This is a genomic window from Paenibacillus faecis, from assembly GCF_008084145.1.
GTDB classification, from domain to species: domain Bacteria; phylum Bacillota; class Bacilli; order Paenibacillales; family Paenibacillaceae; genus Fontibacillus; species Fontibacillus faecis.
Map to the genome: position 1 here is coordinate 15,486 of NZ_VSDO01000005.1, position 16,091 is coordinate 31,576.

The 16,091-nt window shown below is 52.5% G+C and carries 14 protein-coding genes; 8 read left to right on the plus strand and 6 right to left on the minus strand.

The features are described 5' to 3' along the window. Positions 1-5: 5 nt before the first annotated feature. Positions 6-1,601: a response regulator gene (locus FRY98_RS21745; RefSeq protein ID WP_148456028.1), complete on the plus strand. Its 1,596-nt coding sequence runs from the start codon at positions 6-8 to the stop codon at positions 1,599-1,601. A 65-nt stretch (positions 1,602-1,666) separates the two neighbouring features. Here the strand turns inward: FRY98_RS21745 and FRY98_RS21750 are convergent, their stop codons facing one another. After that, positions 1,667-1,924, minus strand: coding sequence for a GlsB/YeaQ/YmgE family stress response membrane protein (locus tag FRY98_RS21750; protein WP_148456031.1), 258 nt, complete (start codon positions 1,922-1,924; stop codon positions 1,667-1,669). Positions 1,925-2,318: 394 nt separating this feature from the next. On the opposite strand from FRY98_RS21750, the gene FRY98_RS21755 reads away from it, so the two are divergent. Beyond that, on the plus strand, positions 2,319-5,390 hold the full coding sequence (locus tag FRY98_RS21755) for an alpha-amylase family glycosyl hydrolase (RefSeq protein WP_148456034.1): 3,072 nt from the start codon (positions 2,319-2,321) through the stop codon (positions 5,388-5,390). A 530-nt stretch (positions 5,391-5,920) separates the two neighbouring features. Here the strand turns inward: FRY98_RS21755 and FRY98_RS21760 are convergent. The 4 genes from FRY98_RS21760 to FRY98_RS21775 form a co-directional block, all read right to left on the minus strand. Then, positions 5,921-6,463 (minus strand): HXXEE domain-containing protein, encoded by a 543-nt coding sequence (locus tag FRY98_RS21760; protein ID WP_148456037.1) that lies wholly within the window; start codon positions 6,461-6,463, stop codon positions 5,921-5,923. A gap of 17 nt (positions 6,464-6,480) precedes the next feature. After that, positions 6,481-7,071 (minus strand): TetR/AcrR family transcriptional regulator, encoded by a 591-nt coding sequence (locus FRY98_RS21765; RefSeq protein ID WP_148456040.1) that lies wholly within the window; start codon positions 7,069-7,071, stop codon positions 6,481-6,483. Positions 7,072-7,225: 154 nt separating this feature from the next. Beyond that, positions 7,226-9,025 carry a SulP family inorganic anion transporter gene (locus tag FRY98_RS21770; protein WP_148456043.1) on the minus strand — a complete coding sequence of 600 codons (1,800 nt, stop codon included), beginning with the start codon at positions 9,023-9,025 and terminating at the stop codon, positions 7,226-7,228. A 44-nt stretch (positions 9,026-9,069) separates the two neighbouring features. Further along, positions 9,070-9,399 carry an ArsR/SmtB family transcription factor gene (locus FRY98_RS21775; RefSeq protein WP_148456045.1) on the minus strand — a complete coding sequence of 110 codons (330 nt, stop codon included), beginning with the start codon at positions 9,397-9,399 and terminating at the stop codon, positions 9,070-9,072. A 214-nt stretch (positions 9,400-9,613) separates the two neighbouring features. On the opposite strand from FRY98_RS21775, the gene FRY98_RS21780 reads away from it, so the two are divergent. The 3 genes from FRY98_RS21780 (at position 9,614) to FRY98_RS21790 (ending at position 11,746) form a co-directional block, all read left to right on the plus strand. Next, positions 9,614-9,940 (plus strand): antibiotic biosynthesis monooxygenase, encoded by a 327-nt coding sequence (locus FRY98_RS21780; RefSeq protein WP_148456048.1) that lies wholly within the window; start codon positions 9,614-9,616, stop codon positions 9,938-9,940. 168 nt (positions 9,941-10,108) lie between these two features. Next, positions 10,109-10,885 carry an exodeoxyribonuclease III gene (locus tag FRY98_RS21785; protein WP_148456051.1) on the plus strand — a complete coding sequence of 259 codons (777 nt, stop codon included), beginning with the start codon at positions 10,109-10,111 and terminating at the stop codon, positions 10,883-10,885. Between the two features lie 72 nt (positions 10,886-10,957). Next, the gene (locus tag FRY98_RS21790) at positions 10,958-11,746 is read left to right on the plus strand and encodes a hypothetical protein (protein WP_148456054.1); all 789 of its coding nucleotides are present in this window, start codon (positions 10,958-10,960) and stop codon (positions 11,744-11,746) included. 74 nt (positions 11,747-11,820) lie between these two features. Here the strand turns inward: FRY98_RS21790 and FRY98_RS21795 are convergent, their stop codons facing one another. Then, complete coding sequence (locus FRY98_RS21795) at positions 11,821-13,014, minus strand: VanZ family protein (protein ID WP_148456057.1); 1,194 nt, start codon at positions 13,012-13,014, stop codon at positions 11,821-11,823. A gap of 351 nt (positions 13,015-13,365) precedes the next feature. On the opposite strand from FRY98_RS21795, the gene FRY98_RS21800 reads away from it, so the two are divergent. The 3 genes from FRY98_RS21800 to FRY98_RS21810 all read left to right on the plus strand — a co-directional run bounded on the left by FRY98_RS21800 (position 13,366) and on the right by FRY98_RS21810 (position 16,081). Beyond that, positions 13,366-14,775, plus strand: coding sequence for a deoxyguanosinetriphosphate triphosphohydrolase family protein (locus tag FRY98_RS21800; protein WP_148456060.1), 1,410 nt, complete (start codon positions 13,366-13,368; stop codon positions 14,773-14,775). 149 nt (positions 14,776-14,924) lie between these two features. Next, positions 14,925-15,383, plus strand: coding sequence for a flavodoxin (locus FRY98_RS21805; protein ID WP_148456063.1), 459 nt, complete (start codon positions 14,925-14,927; stop codon positions 15,381-15,383). Continuing rightward, positions 15,380-16,081 (plus strand): hypothetical protein, encoded by a 702-nt coding sequence (locus FRY98_RS21810; protein ID WP_148456065.1) that lies wholly within the window; start codon positions 15,380-15,382, stop codon positions 16,079-16,081. Before FRY98_RS21805 ends, FRY98_RS21810 begins: the two co-directional genes overlap by 4 nt. Positions 16,082-16,091 lie beyond the last annotated feature (10 nt).

A 16,091-nucleotide genomic window follows, 5' to 3' on the forward strand; every position in this document is an offset into this window, starting at 1 on the left:
GCTCTATGGAATCCAAAGAAGCAAAGTATCGGGTGATTCTCGTCGATGACGAGCCGATTATTTTGCGAAGCTTGAAGGTGGCGATTCCCTGGGATGAGCTGAATCTGGAAATCGCTGGGGAAGCGAGAAACGGAGAAGAGGCGCTCAGGCTGGTCCGCGAGCTGTCTCCGCATATGATTATCAGCGATATTCGCATGCCGGGGCTGGACGGAATCAGCTTGATGAAGGAAGTCATGGCGGAGAATCCGAAGCGCCTGTTTATCTTTATCAGCGGTTACGGGGAGTTCGAATATGCCAGGGAAGCGCTGCGGGAAGGAGCCTTCGATTACCTGCTTAAACCGATCGACCACGATGAATTGATTCAAATGATCTTACGTGCCATCAAGACGCTCGAAAAGCAAATGGAGAACGATAAGCTGCTTCATTCCGTGCAAATGTTGTCGATGCTCGCCCGTGAGCGGATGTTTGCCGAATTGATCGAAGGCAATCACAGTGAAAGCCATCTGCGGCATATGAAATGGCTGGAGAACAGCGAGCTTCAGGAGGATTATATGGTGGCCGTGCTGCAGCTGGACCACTATCTGAAGCTGTACAACCAATGGTCCATGGAAGAAAGAAGGCTGTGGCTGTTCGCGATCCGCAATATTTTAAGCGAATGGTCGATCGCCCAGGGGGCGTTGACGGTGTTTCCTTTTCACAGCGGAGAATGGGTCATGCTGTTTCCGGCGGCGATGAGCGAGCGGAGGGAAAACCTGGGCCGGGACATTATTCACCGGATCAAAGTCAATACGAAGCTGTCCTGTTCCATCGGCTTCAGCCAGACGGCGAAGGGGATCGGCCAATTGAGCGAAGCCTACCAGAGCGCGGCCAGAGCGCTGTATCAGCGGTTCTACAGCGACAGGGAAGGGGTCTTCGTCGAGCCGGTCCCCGAGCTCGGAGCGACGCGCGAAGCGAAATATCCGAAGCATTTGGAATCGGGGATGCTGGATGCGGTCCGGACGTTGGACGACGAGCGCCTGATCGCTCTGCTGGACGAGACGAGGGGTTATCTGGAAGCTCAGGCGTTCTCCAAGGAAACCGCGGAACGCATGATTGTGGAGCTGACGGTGGTGCTGTACCGGGAATTCGAGCATATGAAGCTGCTGCTGGAGTGGTCGCTGGAGGGAATTTTGCAGGAACTGCATTCGATGGATACTTTGAACGAGATGATGGGACTGCTAAAACTGAATTTCGGTAAATGGATCAGGGAGAGCAGGGACTCTCAGCCGAAAGAACATATCCAGAGCATGATCGACAAGACGAAGGGATATATCGCCAACCATTATCATAAAGATCTCAGCATTGAGGAAGTGGCGGAAGTGGCCGATCTGAGCATCAGCCATTTCTGCATGCTGTTTAAACAGGTCACGGGATACACTTTTCTCGAGTACTTGACGCAGTGCCGAATCGAGAAAGCCAAATATATTTTGAAGAACAGTCAGGTCAAAGTGTACCAGATCGCCCCGCTCGTCGGGTATCAAGATCCCCGTTATTTCACACAGGTGTTCAAAAAGGTCACCGGCATGACGCCGTCGGAATACCGGGAAGACCCGGCTTCCTGAGGAGGCGGCAGCACCAAAAAGAACCGCCCATTCGGCGGTTCTTTTTGGGTTTATTTCGCATTAAGTTACGAGCGCCCGCGTCTCATTGAGCCCATAATCAGGCTGACAATAAATACAAGCACGACGGCACCGATCAGAGCCGGGATGAAGTAGAAATCCCCGATGACCGGACCCCAGTTGCCCAGAATCAGGCTGCCCAGCCAAGCACCGATGAAGCCTGCAATGATATTACCGATGATGCCGCCGGGAATATCTCTGCCCATAATTAACCCTGCCAGCCAACCGATAATGCCACCGATAATTAAGGACCATAAGAAACCCATTCGTATCACCTCTTATGTGTTTAATTTGCTTGTCGATTACTATTAACCAAAGAGGGAGTTTTTAAACAACCGGGTAAAAAATGACCCGGATGGGCTGAAGAAATTGGCTATATAAAAACAGGGTATACATGTGTGAGGGGATCTGATACAATCCAGGTAGCAACTCCCAATATTAAACAAAATTAACAACATTAATGTTGTAAGTGCTTACAAAATGATTTTGTTTTGCGGAGCTGCAAGTTGAACAGAAGGAGGTGAGTATGTCTCAAAAAACAAACGTTTGCACTTCCTCATATTCCAATGGATAAGAAAGAAATCTTGTTTGGAAGAGTGTATTTTTGAAAAAAATACAAACGTTTGCACGAAAAATATTTATTTTGAAAGGAGTAAACGCGTGAAGAAAAAGACCCTCAGGTGTGCGTCATTTTTTCTCAGTTTTATATTCCTGATTACGATATTCTTTGGCTCGCAGGTTTTACCGGTTCAGTATGCGGATGCTTCTGAGGCAAGGCCGGGCGCTTCAGCGGAGAAGATTACGGAGACGGAGGGTCCTACCGGACCGGCTACATTCAGCTGGGAAAATGCAAACGTTTACTTTGTAATAACCGATCGTTTTAAGGATGGCGATCCGAGCAATAATAACGCTTATGGCCGACCTACTCGCGATGCGACCGGCAAGAATATCGGCACATTTCATGGAGGTGACCTCAAGGGGCTGACCGAGAAGCTGAATGAAGGATATTTCACGAAGCTGGGGACCAATGCGATTTGGATCACGGCCCCTTACGAGCAGATCCACGGTTGGGTCGGTGGCGGGACCGGCGGGGACTTCGCCCATTATGGGTACCATGGTTACTATGCGCTTGATTTTACCATGATGGATAAAAACATGGGCACCGTTGAAGATATGCGGGAATTCGTGGATACCGCGCATGAAAAAGGGATCCGGGTCATTTTGGACGTCGTTTTGAACCACCCGGGCTACGGAACCCTGAAAGACATGGAGGAATACGGCTTCGGCGCCCGCAACAATATAGGGGCCGGCTGGACGCCGGGAAGCGGTCAAACCTGGCACAGCTTTCACGATAACGTAAATTATAACGACGCTTCGGCCTGGGCCGCATGGTGGGGAGGTTGGGTTCGGGCGGGCATCGCCGGCTATGAGAGCTGCGGAGGCAGCGATCTGACGCAATGTGTAGGAAATCTACCTGATTTTCGCACGAACGTGACGGACAATATCGGGCTCCCTCCTCTGCTGAAAACAAAATGGAGCAAAGAAACCGCCGGATACGAGCCGTGGATCATTCCTTCGGCCAAAAACCTGCGTAAGGATTTGGGCCTTCCCCCGGCCGATTATGTCATCAAGTGGCTGGCGGCTTGGGTGGAGGAGTTTGGCATTGACGGATTTAGGGCGGATACGGCCAAGCATGTGGAGCTTCACAGGTGGAAACAGCTCAAGAATGAAAGCGATGCGGCCCTGAAAAGATGGAGACAAAACAATCCGGATAAACCCGGTGCCGATTGGAACGATTCTTTTTGGATGACCGGCGAAGTCTGGGGGCATGGGGTAGGCAAAAGCGAGTATTTCAACAACGGCTTCGATTCCATCATTAATTTCTCCTTTCAGGGGGCGAACCTAAACTCCCTGGAGAGCATCTATGCCGATTACGCCGCCAAGATCAATAACGATCCCGAGTTTAACGTATTAAGCTATATTTCCTCGCACGATACTAAGCTGTACGATCGGGGAGGGTTAATTCAGGCCGGCACGGCGCTTCTTTTGTTGCCGGGCGGAGTGAAAACGTTCTATGGAGACGAGGCGGCGAGGGCCTTCGGAGATACCGGCTCGGATCCCCAACAGGGGACGCGCTCTTCCATGAACTGGAATCAGCTCAATCAGAATGTACTTTCGCATTGGCAGAAGGTAGGCCAATTCCGGAATCAACATATTGCCGTAGGAGCTGGGAGCCATGCCAAAATTGCCGACAGTCCCTACACCTTCAAGCGCACTTATGAAAAAGACGGGATCACCGACAAGGTAGTAGTCGCCATAGGCGCTTCGGGGACTACCCAGGTGAACGTGGCGTCCGTGTTTCCGGACGGAACCACCGTCAGGGATGCCTATACCGGGGCCGAAACCTTGGTAAGCGGAGGTGTCGCCACACTCACGCCGGGAGCCCATGGACTCATCTTGATCGAGCAGATCAAGGAATCCGATTTGCCGGCCGTATCCGCTTCTCCCGCAGGGGGCAGCTTCAAAACCGAGACTTTGGACATCAAACTGCATGTCAATAAAGCCGAAAGCGGAAAGTATACCTTGGACGGAAGCGATCCCAAACAAGGGATCAGCTACACGGACGGAACGGAGATTACGATCGGCGAAGCGATGGAGTTTGGCGATTCGGCCATGCTGCGATTATATGCCGAAAATCAACACGGTTCCTCCCTGCAAGAGTATAAATATACCAAAAAAGACCCCAACAGCGGTTTGACGGTCCACTTCAAGAAGCCGGCCGACTGGGGAGCGCCGCAATTGTATTATTACGACACCATTCCGAAGGTAACCGAGCCCACTTGGGTGACGTCTCCTGCGATGATCAAGGAGAGCGGAGAGTGGTATGCTTACACCATCGATGGCGTCGACAGTGCGACGTTGATTTTCCGGGACAGCCGCGGCAGGCAGAATCCCGGACAAGGGCAGCCAGGATTCGTAAGAACCTCGGAAGGGTGGTACGACGGAACCTGGCATGAAGCGAATCCGGACGGGGTTAGCGACACGGAGCCGCCTACGGCTCCCGGTGGATTGAGAGCCGACCGGACTACCGATACGACGGTGACGTTAAGTTGGGACGCGTCTACCGATAATGTAGCGGTAACCGGGTATGACATTTACCGCAACAATGCTAAGGTAGGCAGCGCTTCGAGGACAACGTTTACGGATACGGGGCTGACGCCTGAGACGGCTTATCAGTACACGGTAAAAGCGCACGATGCCGCGGGCAACGAGTCGTCGGCCAGCGACAGGGTGGAAGTGACCACAGAGCCGGCCGGAAGCGGAGGCAACAAGGTGACGGTCTACTACAAACACGGCTTTACCACGCCGTTTATTCATTACCGACCGGAAGGCGAAAGCTGGACGACTGCGCCGGGGGTGGCCATGGAGCCGTCCGAGGTAGCGGAATACAGCAAGCTGACCATCGATATCGGAATGGCTTCGCGTTTGGAAGCTTGCTTTAGCGACGGAAAAGCGAATTGGGACAGCAACAACCAACGAAATTATTTCTTCAACGCCGGAACATGGACATACAACGGGAATGGCGATATTCGGCCAGGAGCGCCCCAAGCCTCAACTTTGGAATCTGCCGACCCGGCCCCCAATTCATCGAATAATAATTCTGAATCTCCAAGAGGAAAATCCGGTGATTCCGAGGGTCCAGACTCTTCCGAAGAACCGGCTGCGGCATAATTCCTTGGCGAGATGCGAGGAGCCCGTGTCATAAAAGACACGGGCTCTTTTAAGTTTGGGGCTTTAGCCAGTTGAGCCCGCGAAGCGTGCGAAGCAAAAAACAGCTAATGTTGGGGGCGTTATCATAGGAGGTTTCAAGCCACTGTGCATAACGAAAAGGTGGCTGAATGGCTAATCAAAGTGATATGTCACATACAAAGAGGCGCCTAGTGTGCTTGCTTCCAAGCTTCCAACTCCAAAAAGAGGCAAATCTGCAGGCATTTCTGGCTGGTCCCCGCGGGAATTCGAAAAAAGATGCAAATCTGCAGGCATTTCCAGCGATTTTAGAGAAACGAGCCGGTTTCGTCAAAAATTCCTGCAGATTTGCAGGAATTTTGAAATTTTGGGCTCTGAACAAGAAAAAAACATGCACATATGCAGGAAACCACCCGTTGGACAGGTGTTATGATTTCATTTGACAGCGCCAGCTTCCCTTTGAAGCCGGGCGGCACAGTGCCCCAAAAGGAAAAGGCCGCTATGGCGGAGGGGGCTTAGTCGGCACAGCGGTTTCTTCCCTTGATCAGTAGAAACAGAGCGACCGGGACGATGACCAGCATTAAGATTAAAGCTTGGATCAAGTTCCCGGGGTCCACGACGCCTTCCGAAAGCAAACGGTAGTAGGCGTAGAGCGAATAAGGCAGTACGGGAAAGACGGCGGTGATGACGCCGGGAGTATAACTTTTTAAATATAGAGCTTGCCCGATATGGGTGAAAACATGAAGAAAGTAGAGATGGAGGGCCGCCAGGAAGAGCAGATAGACTTGAAAAAAGACGGCCAGTCCCGTTGCGACGACAATCATCGTATAAACCGCAAACACATCTTTGGCGAAATGGAGCGTGTTTATCCGAAGGGAAGATGCGAGCATCTTTTTGAAGAAGTCGGGTAAAGTGCTGTCGAGACGGTCGCGATGCCGGACGGCCCAGTTCTCTACGGTGAGCAGTTCTTCAAAGTCATGGAACAGGAAAGTTACCGGGAACAGCCAGAACAGGCTGACCAGTTGAATATGTTCGTTTAAAAAATTCAATAGGCTCACGCAATCACCCCCATGGCTTAAACAGGACTCGCCGGGTGAAGTAAGATGCCGTTCAGGAACAAACGTCCCAGTTGTTCGCCCATTTCCGCCGCGGTCTTGTCTCCGGCAGTCCCGTATTTGTAAATCAGGCGCTCCACCGAGGCGACCACCGACTCCGCGGCCAGCTCGGGATCCACATCGGGGCGGACGATCCCGGCCTGCTGATTTCGAATCATATTGCCGCTGATTTGCCGGACGATGGATTCCCGGAAGGAAGCCCCTTCCTCCGACTCAAGCAGCGCAATCCGGGTAAGATTGGCGTTCTGACCGAGAAGCTCGAACAGACCCGTAAAGGCTTGGATGACGAATGTCTCCAGCTGATCGGGCGGCCTGTTCCCCGCTTCGCGTCCCGCATCGGTAAAAGGACGCAGTTGCTCCGCAAATTGGCTGAGCAATTCCTGCAGGATTTCGTCCTTGCTCTTGAAATACTGATAAAAAGAGGCCTGCGTAAGCCCGGCGGCTTTCACGATTTGACTTACGGTGGCGGCGTGATAGCCTTTGTCGGCAAAAAGCCGCTCCGCCGCGGCCAGCAGCTTGTTCTTGCTCGCTTCGCCTTTGGAGGTAAGCATGATTTGGACCCCCGTCCATTCAAATTTATAACTAACTAATCAGTTATTAATTAACATAACCGAATGCCGGAAAAAAGTAAAGCTCCGTCTGTTCCCTAACCGGAGTTAGGGGGCGGACGGAGCCAGGTTAAATGCTCATTTTGCGTATGGCATACTAATGCAGCGAGGGCTTGGGCCGCTGCTGCCCGAATGCCGGCTCCGCCGCCTTTGCGGCCGCCGCAGCCGTTGGGGAAGCAGGCGCAGCGGCCAGGCCGCAGAATCCCGCGCATTCGCTGAAGGCGAAATGGCGGCATCCGAGGCATTTGTCCTTATCCAACATACCCAGCACATATTCAATGGCCTCGCCGGTATGCTCAAACAAATGCGACTCTCCGATGAGTTCTAGGGCACCGGTCTTCTGAAGCAACCGGTGCGGCTGGTGGCGAAGGCCGGTAACGATGACGGCGACCCCTGCCGATTGCAGACATTTCACGAGCGAAGCGAAATTGGCTTCCCCTGTCGTATCCATCAAGGGAACCTGGCTCATGCGGAAAATGACGGCACGCAAATCCCGGCGCTCCAGGCGGGCGCCGAAATCGGCAAAGGTCTGGGAGGCCCCGAAAAACAAAGGTCCGTTTACCGTAAAGATAGAGACCTGAGGGCAGTCATGCTCCTCGGTAACGGTATGGGCACTGACTTTCTTTCTGCTGGAGGCGGGATCCGGCAGGACTTTATCCACGGTCAGCATTTCGCTCATTCGCTTAAGGAAGAACAGAACGGCGAGAACGAGCCCGATTTCCACGGCTGTCGTAAGTGTGGTGAACACGGTCAGCAAAAAGGTGACCACCAGAATGAAGGTGTCGCTGGTCCGCGTCCGAAGCAGCTTGGCGAACGATTTGCGCTCGCTCATATTCCAGGCTACCATCATCAGAATCGGCGCCATGGCGGCCAGCGGAATATTCGAGGCATAGGGTGCGAATGCCGCTACGACCAGAAGCACGACGACCCCATGAATGATGCCGGAAAAAGGCGACACCGCTCCGTTCCGGATATTCGTGGCCGTCCGGGCGATCGCCCCGGTGGCAGGTATGCCGCCGAAGAACGGGGTCACGATGTTCGCGATGCCTTGGCCGATCAACTCCCGGTTGCTGTTATGGCGGGTCCCCGTCATTCCGTCGGCGACCACGGCCGACAGCAGGGACTCGATGCTCCCGAGCATCGCGATGATCAGGGCCGGCTGCAGCATGCTGCCGATATGATCCCACGACAAGTCAAGGGGATGGAGGCGAGGCAGGCCGCCGGGAATCGCGCCGTAAGCGGAGCCGATCGTCGCGACTTCACCCGGATAAAGCCAGGTCGCGGCCAGGGTGGATACGATGATGCCGATCAGCGACCCGGGCACTTTCGGCAGGATCTTCGGCGTGATCAGCAACGCGGCCAGACAGACGCATCCCGTCAAGATGCTGAAGACATTCAGGGTAGGCAGCCGGCGGGCGATGTCCAGCATGCTTTCATGGAAATATTCATGCCGTCCGACACCTTCAAGCCCCAAAAAACCGGCGATTTGCCCGCTAAAAATCGTGACGGCGATCCCTGCGGTAAAGCCGATCGTCACGGGGCGCGGAATAAACTTGATCAAGGCCCCGAGCCGGAAGAGCCCCATCAGCAGCAGCATCACCCCTGCTAGAAACCCGGCAATCAGCAGGTTCTCGTAACCGTACTGAAGCACGATCGCCAGCAGAATGGGGATAAATGCGCCGGTCGGTCCGCCGATCTGGAACCTGGATCCCCCCAGCAGTGAAATAAGTATACCGGCAACAATGGTGGTATAAAGCCCATACTCGGGCTTCACTCCCGAGGCGATGGCGAACGCCATGCCGAGCGGAATCGCCACAATTCCCACGATGCATCCCGAGATCAGATCCCGGCGTAAGTCCCCCGCTTGATACCCGCTAAACCGACCTGTCCATTTCATTTTCCTAGCCCTTCTTTTCCGTATGTTGTTGAAAACACTTATTCTTACTTCTCTTTCCGGATCCCCTCAAGCAAGGAGATCGATTCCACCAAATGATTGTCGAAGATCTGCCGGGCCACCGCCAGCAACTCCTTGATCAAAGGATCGCGGAGGGAGTAGACGACCGTTGTGCCTTCTTTCACCGTATTGACCAGGTTTTTGGCCCGAAGCACGGACAATTGCTGGGATACGGCCGAGCCTTCGGAACCGAGGATTGTCTGAAGCTCGTTGACATTGCGTTCTCCTTCGCACAGAACCTCCAATATACGAATCCGCATCGGATGGGCAAGCGCTTTGAAAAATTCGGCCTTGAATTGCTGCAAACTCACGTCCATCGAATAAGCCCCTCCCTTGTATCCATAACTTCGTATATTCAAAACTTTGAATATTGAGAACAATGCCATTATCGTAGCACGGGCCGGGTTTAAAAAATGTGATGTTGTTCATAAAGCACGGTACAAACCAAACTTGCTTCACTGATTGACAATGATAATTATTATCAATTAAACTGGAACGTGATGGGTTTGTTACTATAAGGAGGCGTTATCCTTGTTTGTTATGACAAGAACGATACGGGTTGAAAAGGGCAACAGCGACAAAGTGGTCGCCCGGTTCAGTGAACCGAGCCCGTTGCATGAAATGGACGGACTAATCGACGTCAGCGTGATGGTGAATACCAGAAGCAAAGAGGAAGAAGAAGTCGTGGTGATCATTCGCTGGGAATCCCAGGAGGCCTGGAAAAATTGGGAGAAGAGCGACGCTCATATCCAAGGCCATAAGGAAAACCGCGGGAAACTGCCGCCGGCGTTCGTCCTCGGGACGGAAGTAAAGATGTACGAGGCCGAGGTTGTTAAGCGGGGCAAGGCTGCTCGCTAATCTCCAATCACAATCCCCAATCGTGTTAGGGCCGAAATTTCGGCCTTCGTTATTCTGCCGCCACTCGGGCGGCTTTTTTCTTGGATTGACGGTCTTTTCGGACAAAGGGTAAAATTTTTATAAAAACAGGGGGACAAGCTAAGGCTGTACCCCGGCAGGGAGAGAGACATGAAGCTGGTTTCGTGGAACGTCAACGGGCTGAGAGCCTGTGTGAATAAAGGCTTTTACGATTATTTCAAAGAGGCGGACGCGGATATTTTTTGCGTTCAGGAAACCAAGCTGCAGGAAGGGCAGATTTCGCTGGAGCTTGGAGAAGAATACGAGCAGTATTGGAATTACGCGCAGAAAAAAGGCTACTCCGGCACAGCGGTTTTTACCCGAATCAAACCGCTCTCGGTCCGCTACGGGATGGAAGAGAATGAAGAACCCGAAGGGAGATTGGTCATTCTGGAGTATGCGGAATTTTATCTGGTCAACGTTTACACGCCGAACGCCAAGCGCGATTTGACGCGCCTGGATTATCGGCTGGAATGGGAGGACCGCTTCCGCAGCTTTCTCATGGAACTGGACGGCCGCAAACCGGTGATCGTCTGCGGCGATCTGAACGTAGCCCATCGGGAAATCGATTTGAAGAATCCGAAATCGAATGAGGGGAACTCCGGGTTTACGCTTGAAGAGCGCGGGAAGATGACGCAATTGCTTGAATCCGGTTTTGTCGATACGTTTAGACACTTTTATCCCGACCGGGAAAATGTCTACAGCTGGTGGTCGTACATGCCCAAAGTGCGGGAGCGGAATGTCGGATGGCGCATCGATTACTTTTTGGCCTCGGCACGGCTGACACCGTATCTGGCGGACGCCAAAATCGACTGCCATATCATGGGGAGCGACCACTGCCCTGTAATTCTGGAGATCAAGCCTGACTTTTCCTCCCCCAACGGTTGACATTGACAAATTGTGGAATCTCCCTTACAGTTGGTTTTTGTCATGCATGCCATTTGGAAAGGGGGTGAATGGATGGGGTTTATTGAACGAGCGATGAAGCGGACAAACCGGAATCTTTTTGTTGTCGTAATCCTGATTTTCCTGTTGGTGGTGGGATTTTCTCTACATAACAGAAGGATGATTGCGGGCGTCTTCCAGAAACCGGTGGCCGTTTCCGCAGAGGAATTAAGGGACTTTCAAACGAATGGGGACTGGTCCAACCGGCTCGTGGACTTGTCGGAAGCGATCGACGGCTATTCCGAACCGGTTATGGTGGATGAATACCGTTTCCATGGGATCAGAAAGGCGATGTATGAGTACGGACTGGTCAAAATCGACGGAAGCTATATGTTTTTTAAAGCCGATTCGGGCGCCATCCGCAAGGATGAACTCCGGTTCAGGGGGAATTTGACCGGCATGGATGCGATGATGGAAGCTTATTTCAAGGAGAGTCCGGATATCGGGAACAATCCGAATTATCCCTTTGTGCTGGATACGACACGGGATTTTTACATTGGTGCTTCGATGATGCTTCTGATTTTTGTTCTGCTCGTCGCCTGGTTTTTGGTTGTGGCGTATCGGCTGGTATCCCGCGTCCTGAATCCGAAGAAACATATTATTTATAAGCGATTGGCCAGGCAAGGGGATCCCGAAGAAATTATCCGGCAGTTCGAGGATGAACTGGATCGGGGAGAATACGAGGTCATTCGGAACTATATCGTAACCGGTCACTGGATCGTCAAATGCGAAAGATTTTCCTTGAAAATCGCCAAAAATTACTTCGAACCTGGATCGTCTTATTATCTGGATAACGTGTTTTAAAATCCGAAAATCCGTACATAACTGCAGGACAAGAAACGCCCGCTTCCTTTTTGGGAAGGGGCGTTTTTTAGAATTTACTTTTTTTCGGCGTCGGATTCGGCGGCAGGCTGCTTAATCAGAATCCGATGGTGGGTGCCGCTCATTTTTTCATAGAACAGCATAGAGTCCTTTTGGAGTAAATGTTTGACGAAATGGATGAAGAACCAACCGTCCAGGATGAGGACGAACATGGCCGCCACCCATCTCAAAAATCCGCCCAGCGATCCGGGAGCCAGCACAACCGTATAATTCAGTCCGATGATTACCCAATAAAGCAAGCCGTAACGGACCATAAGCGCAAACAGAGTGACGGATTCGGAATGCCCCTCTTTCGTCCAGAGGCTTTTCAATGTCTCCGCGAAGCCGGATGAGTTCGCGTTTTGTCCGGTTTCCGGTATCACGGCCGTCAGCCGGATTCGCACCAGCCATTTGCCGAACGTGCAGCCGCCGGTCAGATAGGGGAGCAGCATAAAATACAGCCCCGTCCCCACGAGATAGGCCCCCGGGATCCCCAACTTATAGCATATGGTCGTAAGGATAACGCAGAGGAAAATATCAAACATCCACGCCAGACCGCGCCGTGTGTAAGAGACTCTTTTGGTAGCAAGGTCGACGTTTTTGTCCAGGTGTTCGATCCTGGGGAGCAGCCCGGACAGCCATTCCGCGGCGAGAAAACCGATCATGCCGCCCAACGTGTTGGCCATCAGATCGTCGATATCAAACACCCGGTAGGGATGATCGAACACGCCGTAGATCCCGGTTAGCTGCGTGATTTCAATGAATAAGGACAGCAGAAAGGACAGCAGCAAACACCGGAGCGGCCCGGAGCGGAAATAGTAGCGGATGAACATCCCGAACGGCACGGTCAAGATGACGTTAAATACGACCTGAAGGAAAGCCCGTTCTTTTATGAGCCTCCAATACGTGGACGGCTGTCCTTTGACGATCGACGTTTCCCTGAGAATGTCCTGGATAAAATTGAAGGGAATCCCTTGAACGGCTCCTCCGGGGAGCGGAGCGTTGTGGCGGGTCGACGGAAACGGCAGCATGACCAGAAACACCGCGTTCATCAAATAGAGAAGGAACAGGTACAAGACGAACGCGCGGACTTTGTTGATATAGCCGTGCCGGCGGTATTGAACCACAAGAAAAGGCAGCGTAAACAGCAGCGCCGCGAATGGAAACGCCATAAAGGCATAGGATATGGGAAACAGATAAGACTTCATCATCGGTAAAACACCTTCCGTATCATCAGATTCTCGATTGTACTATCTTATCATACGACGGATATAACCGGGTTTAAGTTTAGTTTAAATCTAAAAAAAGAAGCCTTGGCTTACTAAGCCAAAGCTTCTTTAACGTTGTTCCGGGGTAAACCGGACGGTTCGGCTGAGCCCGAATACGGCGATCAAGTAAATAAGGTTGTTCGTATCCGGATTAAAATATAGGAATATGCAAAAAAATGTACAAATCATGGCTTTAAGCCAGCTTCGTTGGGAGCTACAATAGCATAAGGCAGGTATTGTACATCACCCATAACAGCGTAATTGACATTGATATAGAGAAAAGGAGTGCGCAGCATGAATATTCAGGAATTGAGAGAACACCGGCAGTATCCCGATAATATCGGGCATGAAACGAACCGCGCAACGTTCGAGCGGGACTATTCGCGGCTGATCCATTCGCCGACCTTTCGGCGGCTTCAAGGGAAATCGCAGGTCTTTGGCGCCGGCACCGGCGATTATTATCGCACACGACTGACCCATTCGCTGGAGGTCGCGCAAATTGCCAGGGAAGCGGCGCGCAGCTTGCTGCGGGCTTATCCGGCCCTATCGGCGGAAGCGGCGGAGCATCCGGGCCTGATTATCGATCCCGAAGTCGTGGAATGCGCTGCGATTTCCCATGATTTCGGCCACCCTCCCTTCGGGCACAAAGGGGAAGAGGTGCTTCAGCACATTCTGAATAACCTCATCGACGAGAAAGTCCGGGAGACGATGCAAAACCGGAACGCGGCGCCGGAGGAAGAGGAGGCGATTCGGCGGGAGATGCGGCATAAATATGAGCATTTTGAAGGCAATGCCCACAACTTCCGCCTGATGATGTTCCTGGAGAAGCGCGAGAATATCGACGGGCTGAACTTGTCCGACGCCGTCCTGCTCGGCACGAACAAATATCCTTTCCCCGGCACGGAAAACGTGAAGGGACTGTACCGCCACGAATGGCAGTACATTTCCCATATCCGGGACCTGTGGGGGATGCCGGCCGGGAAGAAGACATTCGAAGCCCAACTGATGGACCTGTGCGACGATATCGCTTATTCCGCTCATGATCTCGAAGACGGCATCAAAGCCGGAAAAATTGAAGTCCACGAGCACTTTTTGTTCGATTCGCATATTCAGCGTCTGATCGTGGAGAAAATTTTGACGTTGGACGATTTCTTCTGGGAGGGGTGGGCGCCGGAGGGAATTCGGGTCAAGGTGGAAGAGGTGCTCACGTCTTTTTTGAACATTTGGAATGCCAAAATGCCGATCTGCGACCATGATTACTCGCGAACCCGCCGCGAAGTGAAGGCTTACTGGGTCAGCTTGTTTGTGGGCAGCCTGGGCGTTGTGGAGGACGGGAACTGGAAAAAAGTCACGTTCGTCAAAGAGGGGCGGGAAGACAAAGATATGCTGCGGACCGTCAGCGTCCTGAAGAGCTTCGCGTGGGTCACTATGATCCGGGACCTGCGGGTGCAGCGGCTCCAGAAGCGGAGCGCCTGGATCATCAAAAGGCTCTGGGACGCCTTTGTCGACCCGGTCACCTCGAAATCGATCATTCCCGGGGACTGGCTGCGCAGATTCGACCGGGACCAGCGGCGGAGAGATCCGATCTGGACCTGGGAGCATATGATCATCGATTATATCGCCGGGATGACGGACGCCTACGCCGAGAAAATCTACAACGAGCTATACGGACTGAAGGTCGGAACGATTTACGATATGGACTGAAAACACGTTGGCGCACGAAAAAGAAACCCGCTCCAAGTCTGCAGAGACGCTGGGCGGGTTTTGTGCATCTATTTTCTCAATTGACAATGATAATCATTATCAATTATACTTCTGATATCAATTTTAGTCGCCATAAGGGGATGAGGGATATGAGCAAGATCATCATTGTCTATGCCAGTTTGACCGGCAACACGGAAGAAATGGCCGAACTGATCGCCGAAGGAATCCGTGACACCGGAGTTGCAGCCGACTTGAAGATGGTGGAGGATTGCAGTGCGGCTCTCCTGTTGGAATACGACGGATACCTGCTTGGGACATACACTTGGGGGGACGGAGAGCTGCCCGATGAATTTACGGATTTCGCGGATGAGTTGGAGGACATTCGGCTTCAGGGCGGCCCGGCTGCCGTCTTTGGAAGCGGCGATACAACTTACCGGTTATACTGCGGAGCCGTGGACGAATTGGAGGGAAGACTGAGGAAGCTCGGCGCCTCCATCGTTCAGGACAGCTTGAAAGTGGAGTATGGGCCGAGTCCCGAAGAGAAGGGGCTGTGCCGGGAATTCGGCGTGAATTTCGCCCGAAGCTTGGAGGCCGTTTCCAAGAAATGACGAAGCGCATTGTCGATTATGTATTGGAGGAATGGCTCCGATCGCAGACAGACTCGGGAAGCCGTGAACCCGCTAAACTCAAAGTAACGTGGCAGCATCGCGTACAATATGCCGTGGGGCATGCGATCCACGATTACTTTACCTTGGAACCGGCCGTTCGGATTCATACGCCGATTCAAGTGCTGCTTAACCGGCGCTGGCCGCGCAGTAAGGCCACATTTAAGGATTCGCTACATTATTGGCAGGTTTATAACGTCATTGTGGCGCAATTGACGCGAATCACGGGGGAGTTGATTTACGAGTATCCTCTGGCGTTGTACGAAAGCTGGGAAACGAAGGTGAAGGAGCTGGACAGGCATTTGTCCGTCATTTTTCAGGCGGTTTGGCCAAGCCGGTTGGGCCCGCATCAAGTCAAGGTGCAGAAGTTTTTAGTAGAAAACAATGAGGAGCTTGTCAAAGCTTTCGTCCACACCGCTCATGTGTTCTGGCACAGCGCTTACGGCGAACCGCCCGGCGAGATCGAGGTGTTCGCGCTGCTGGACGACCGGAAGTATGTATTCACTAGGGAAATGCTCGATTTGCAAAAATCGCTAGATTATGTGCTGCTGCTGGCTGAAACGTGGGATGCCCAAAACGCAGCCGAGCAAGCGGACAAACGGGAAGGTAAAGCGGATTGTCAGGTCCCGGCGGGAACGTGAACCTAAAGGA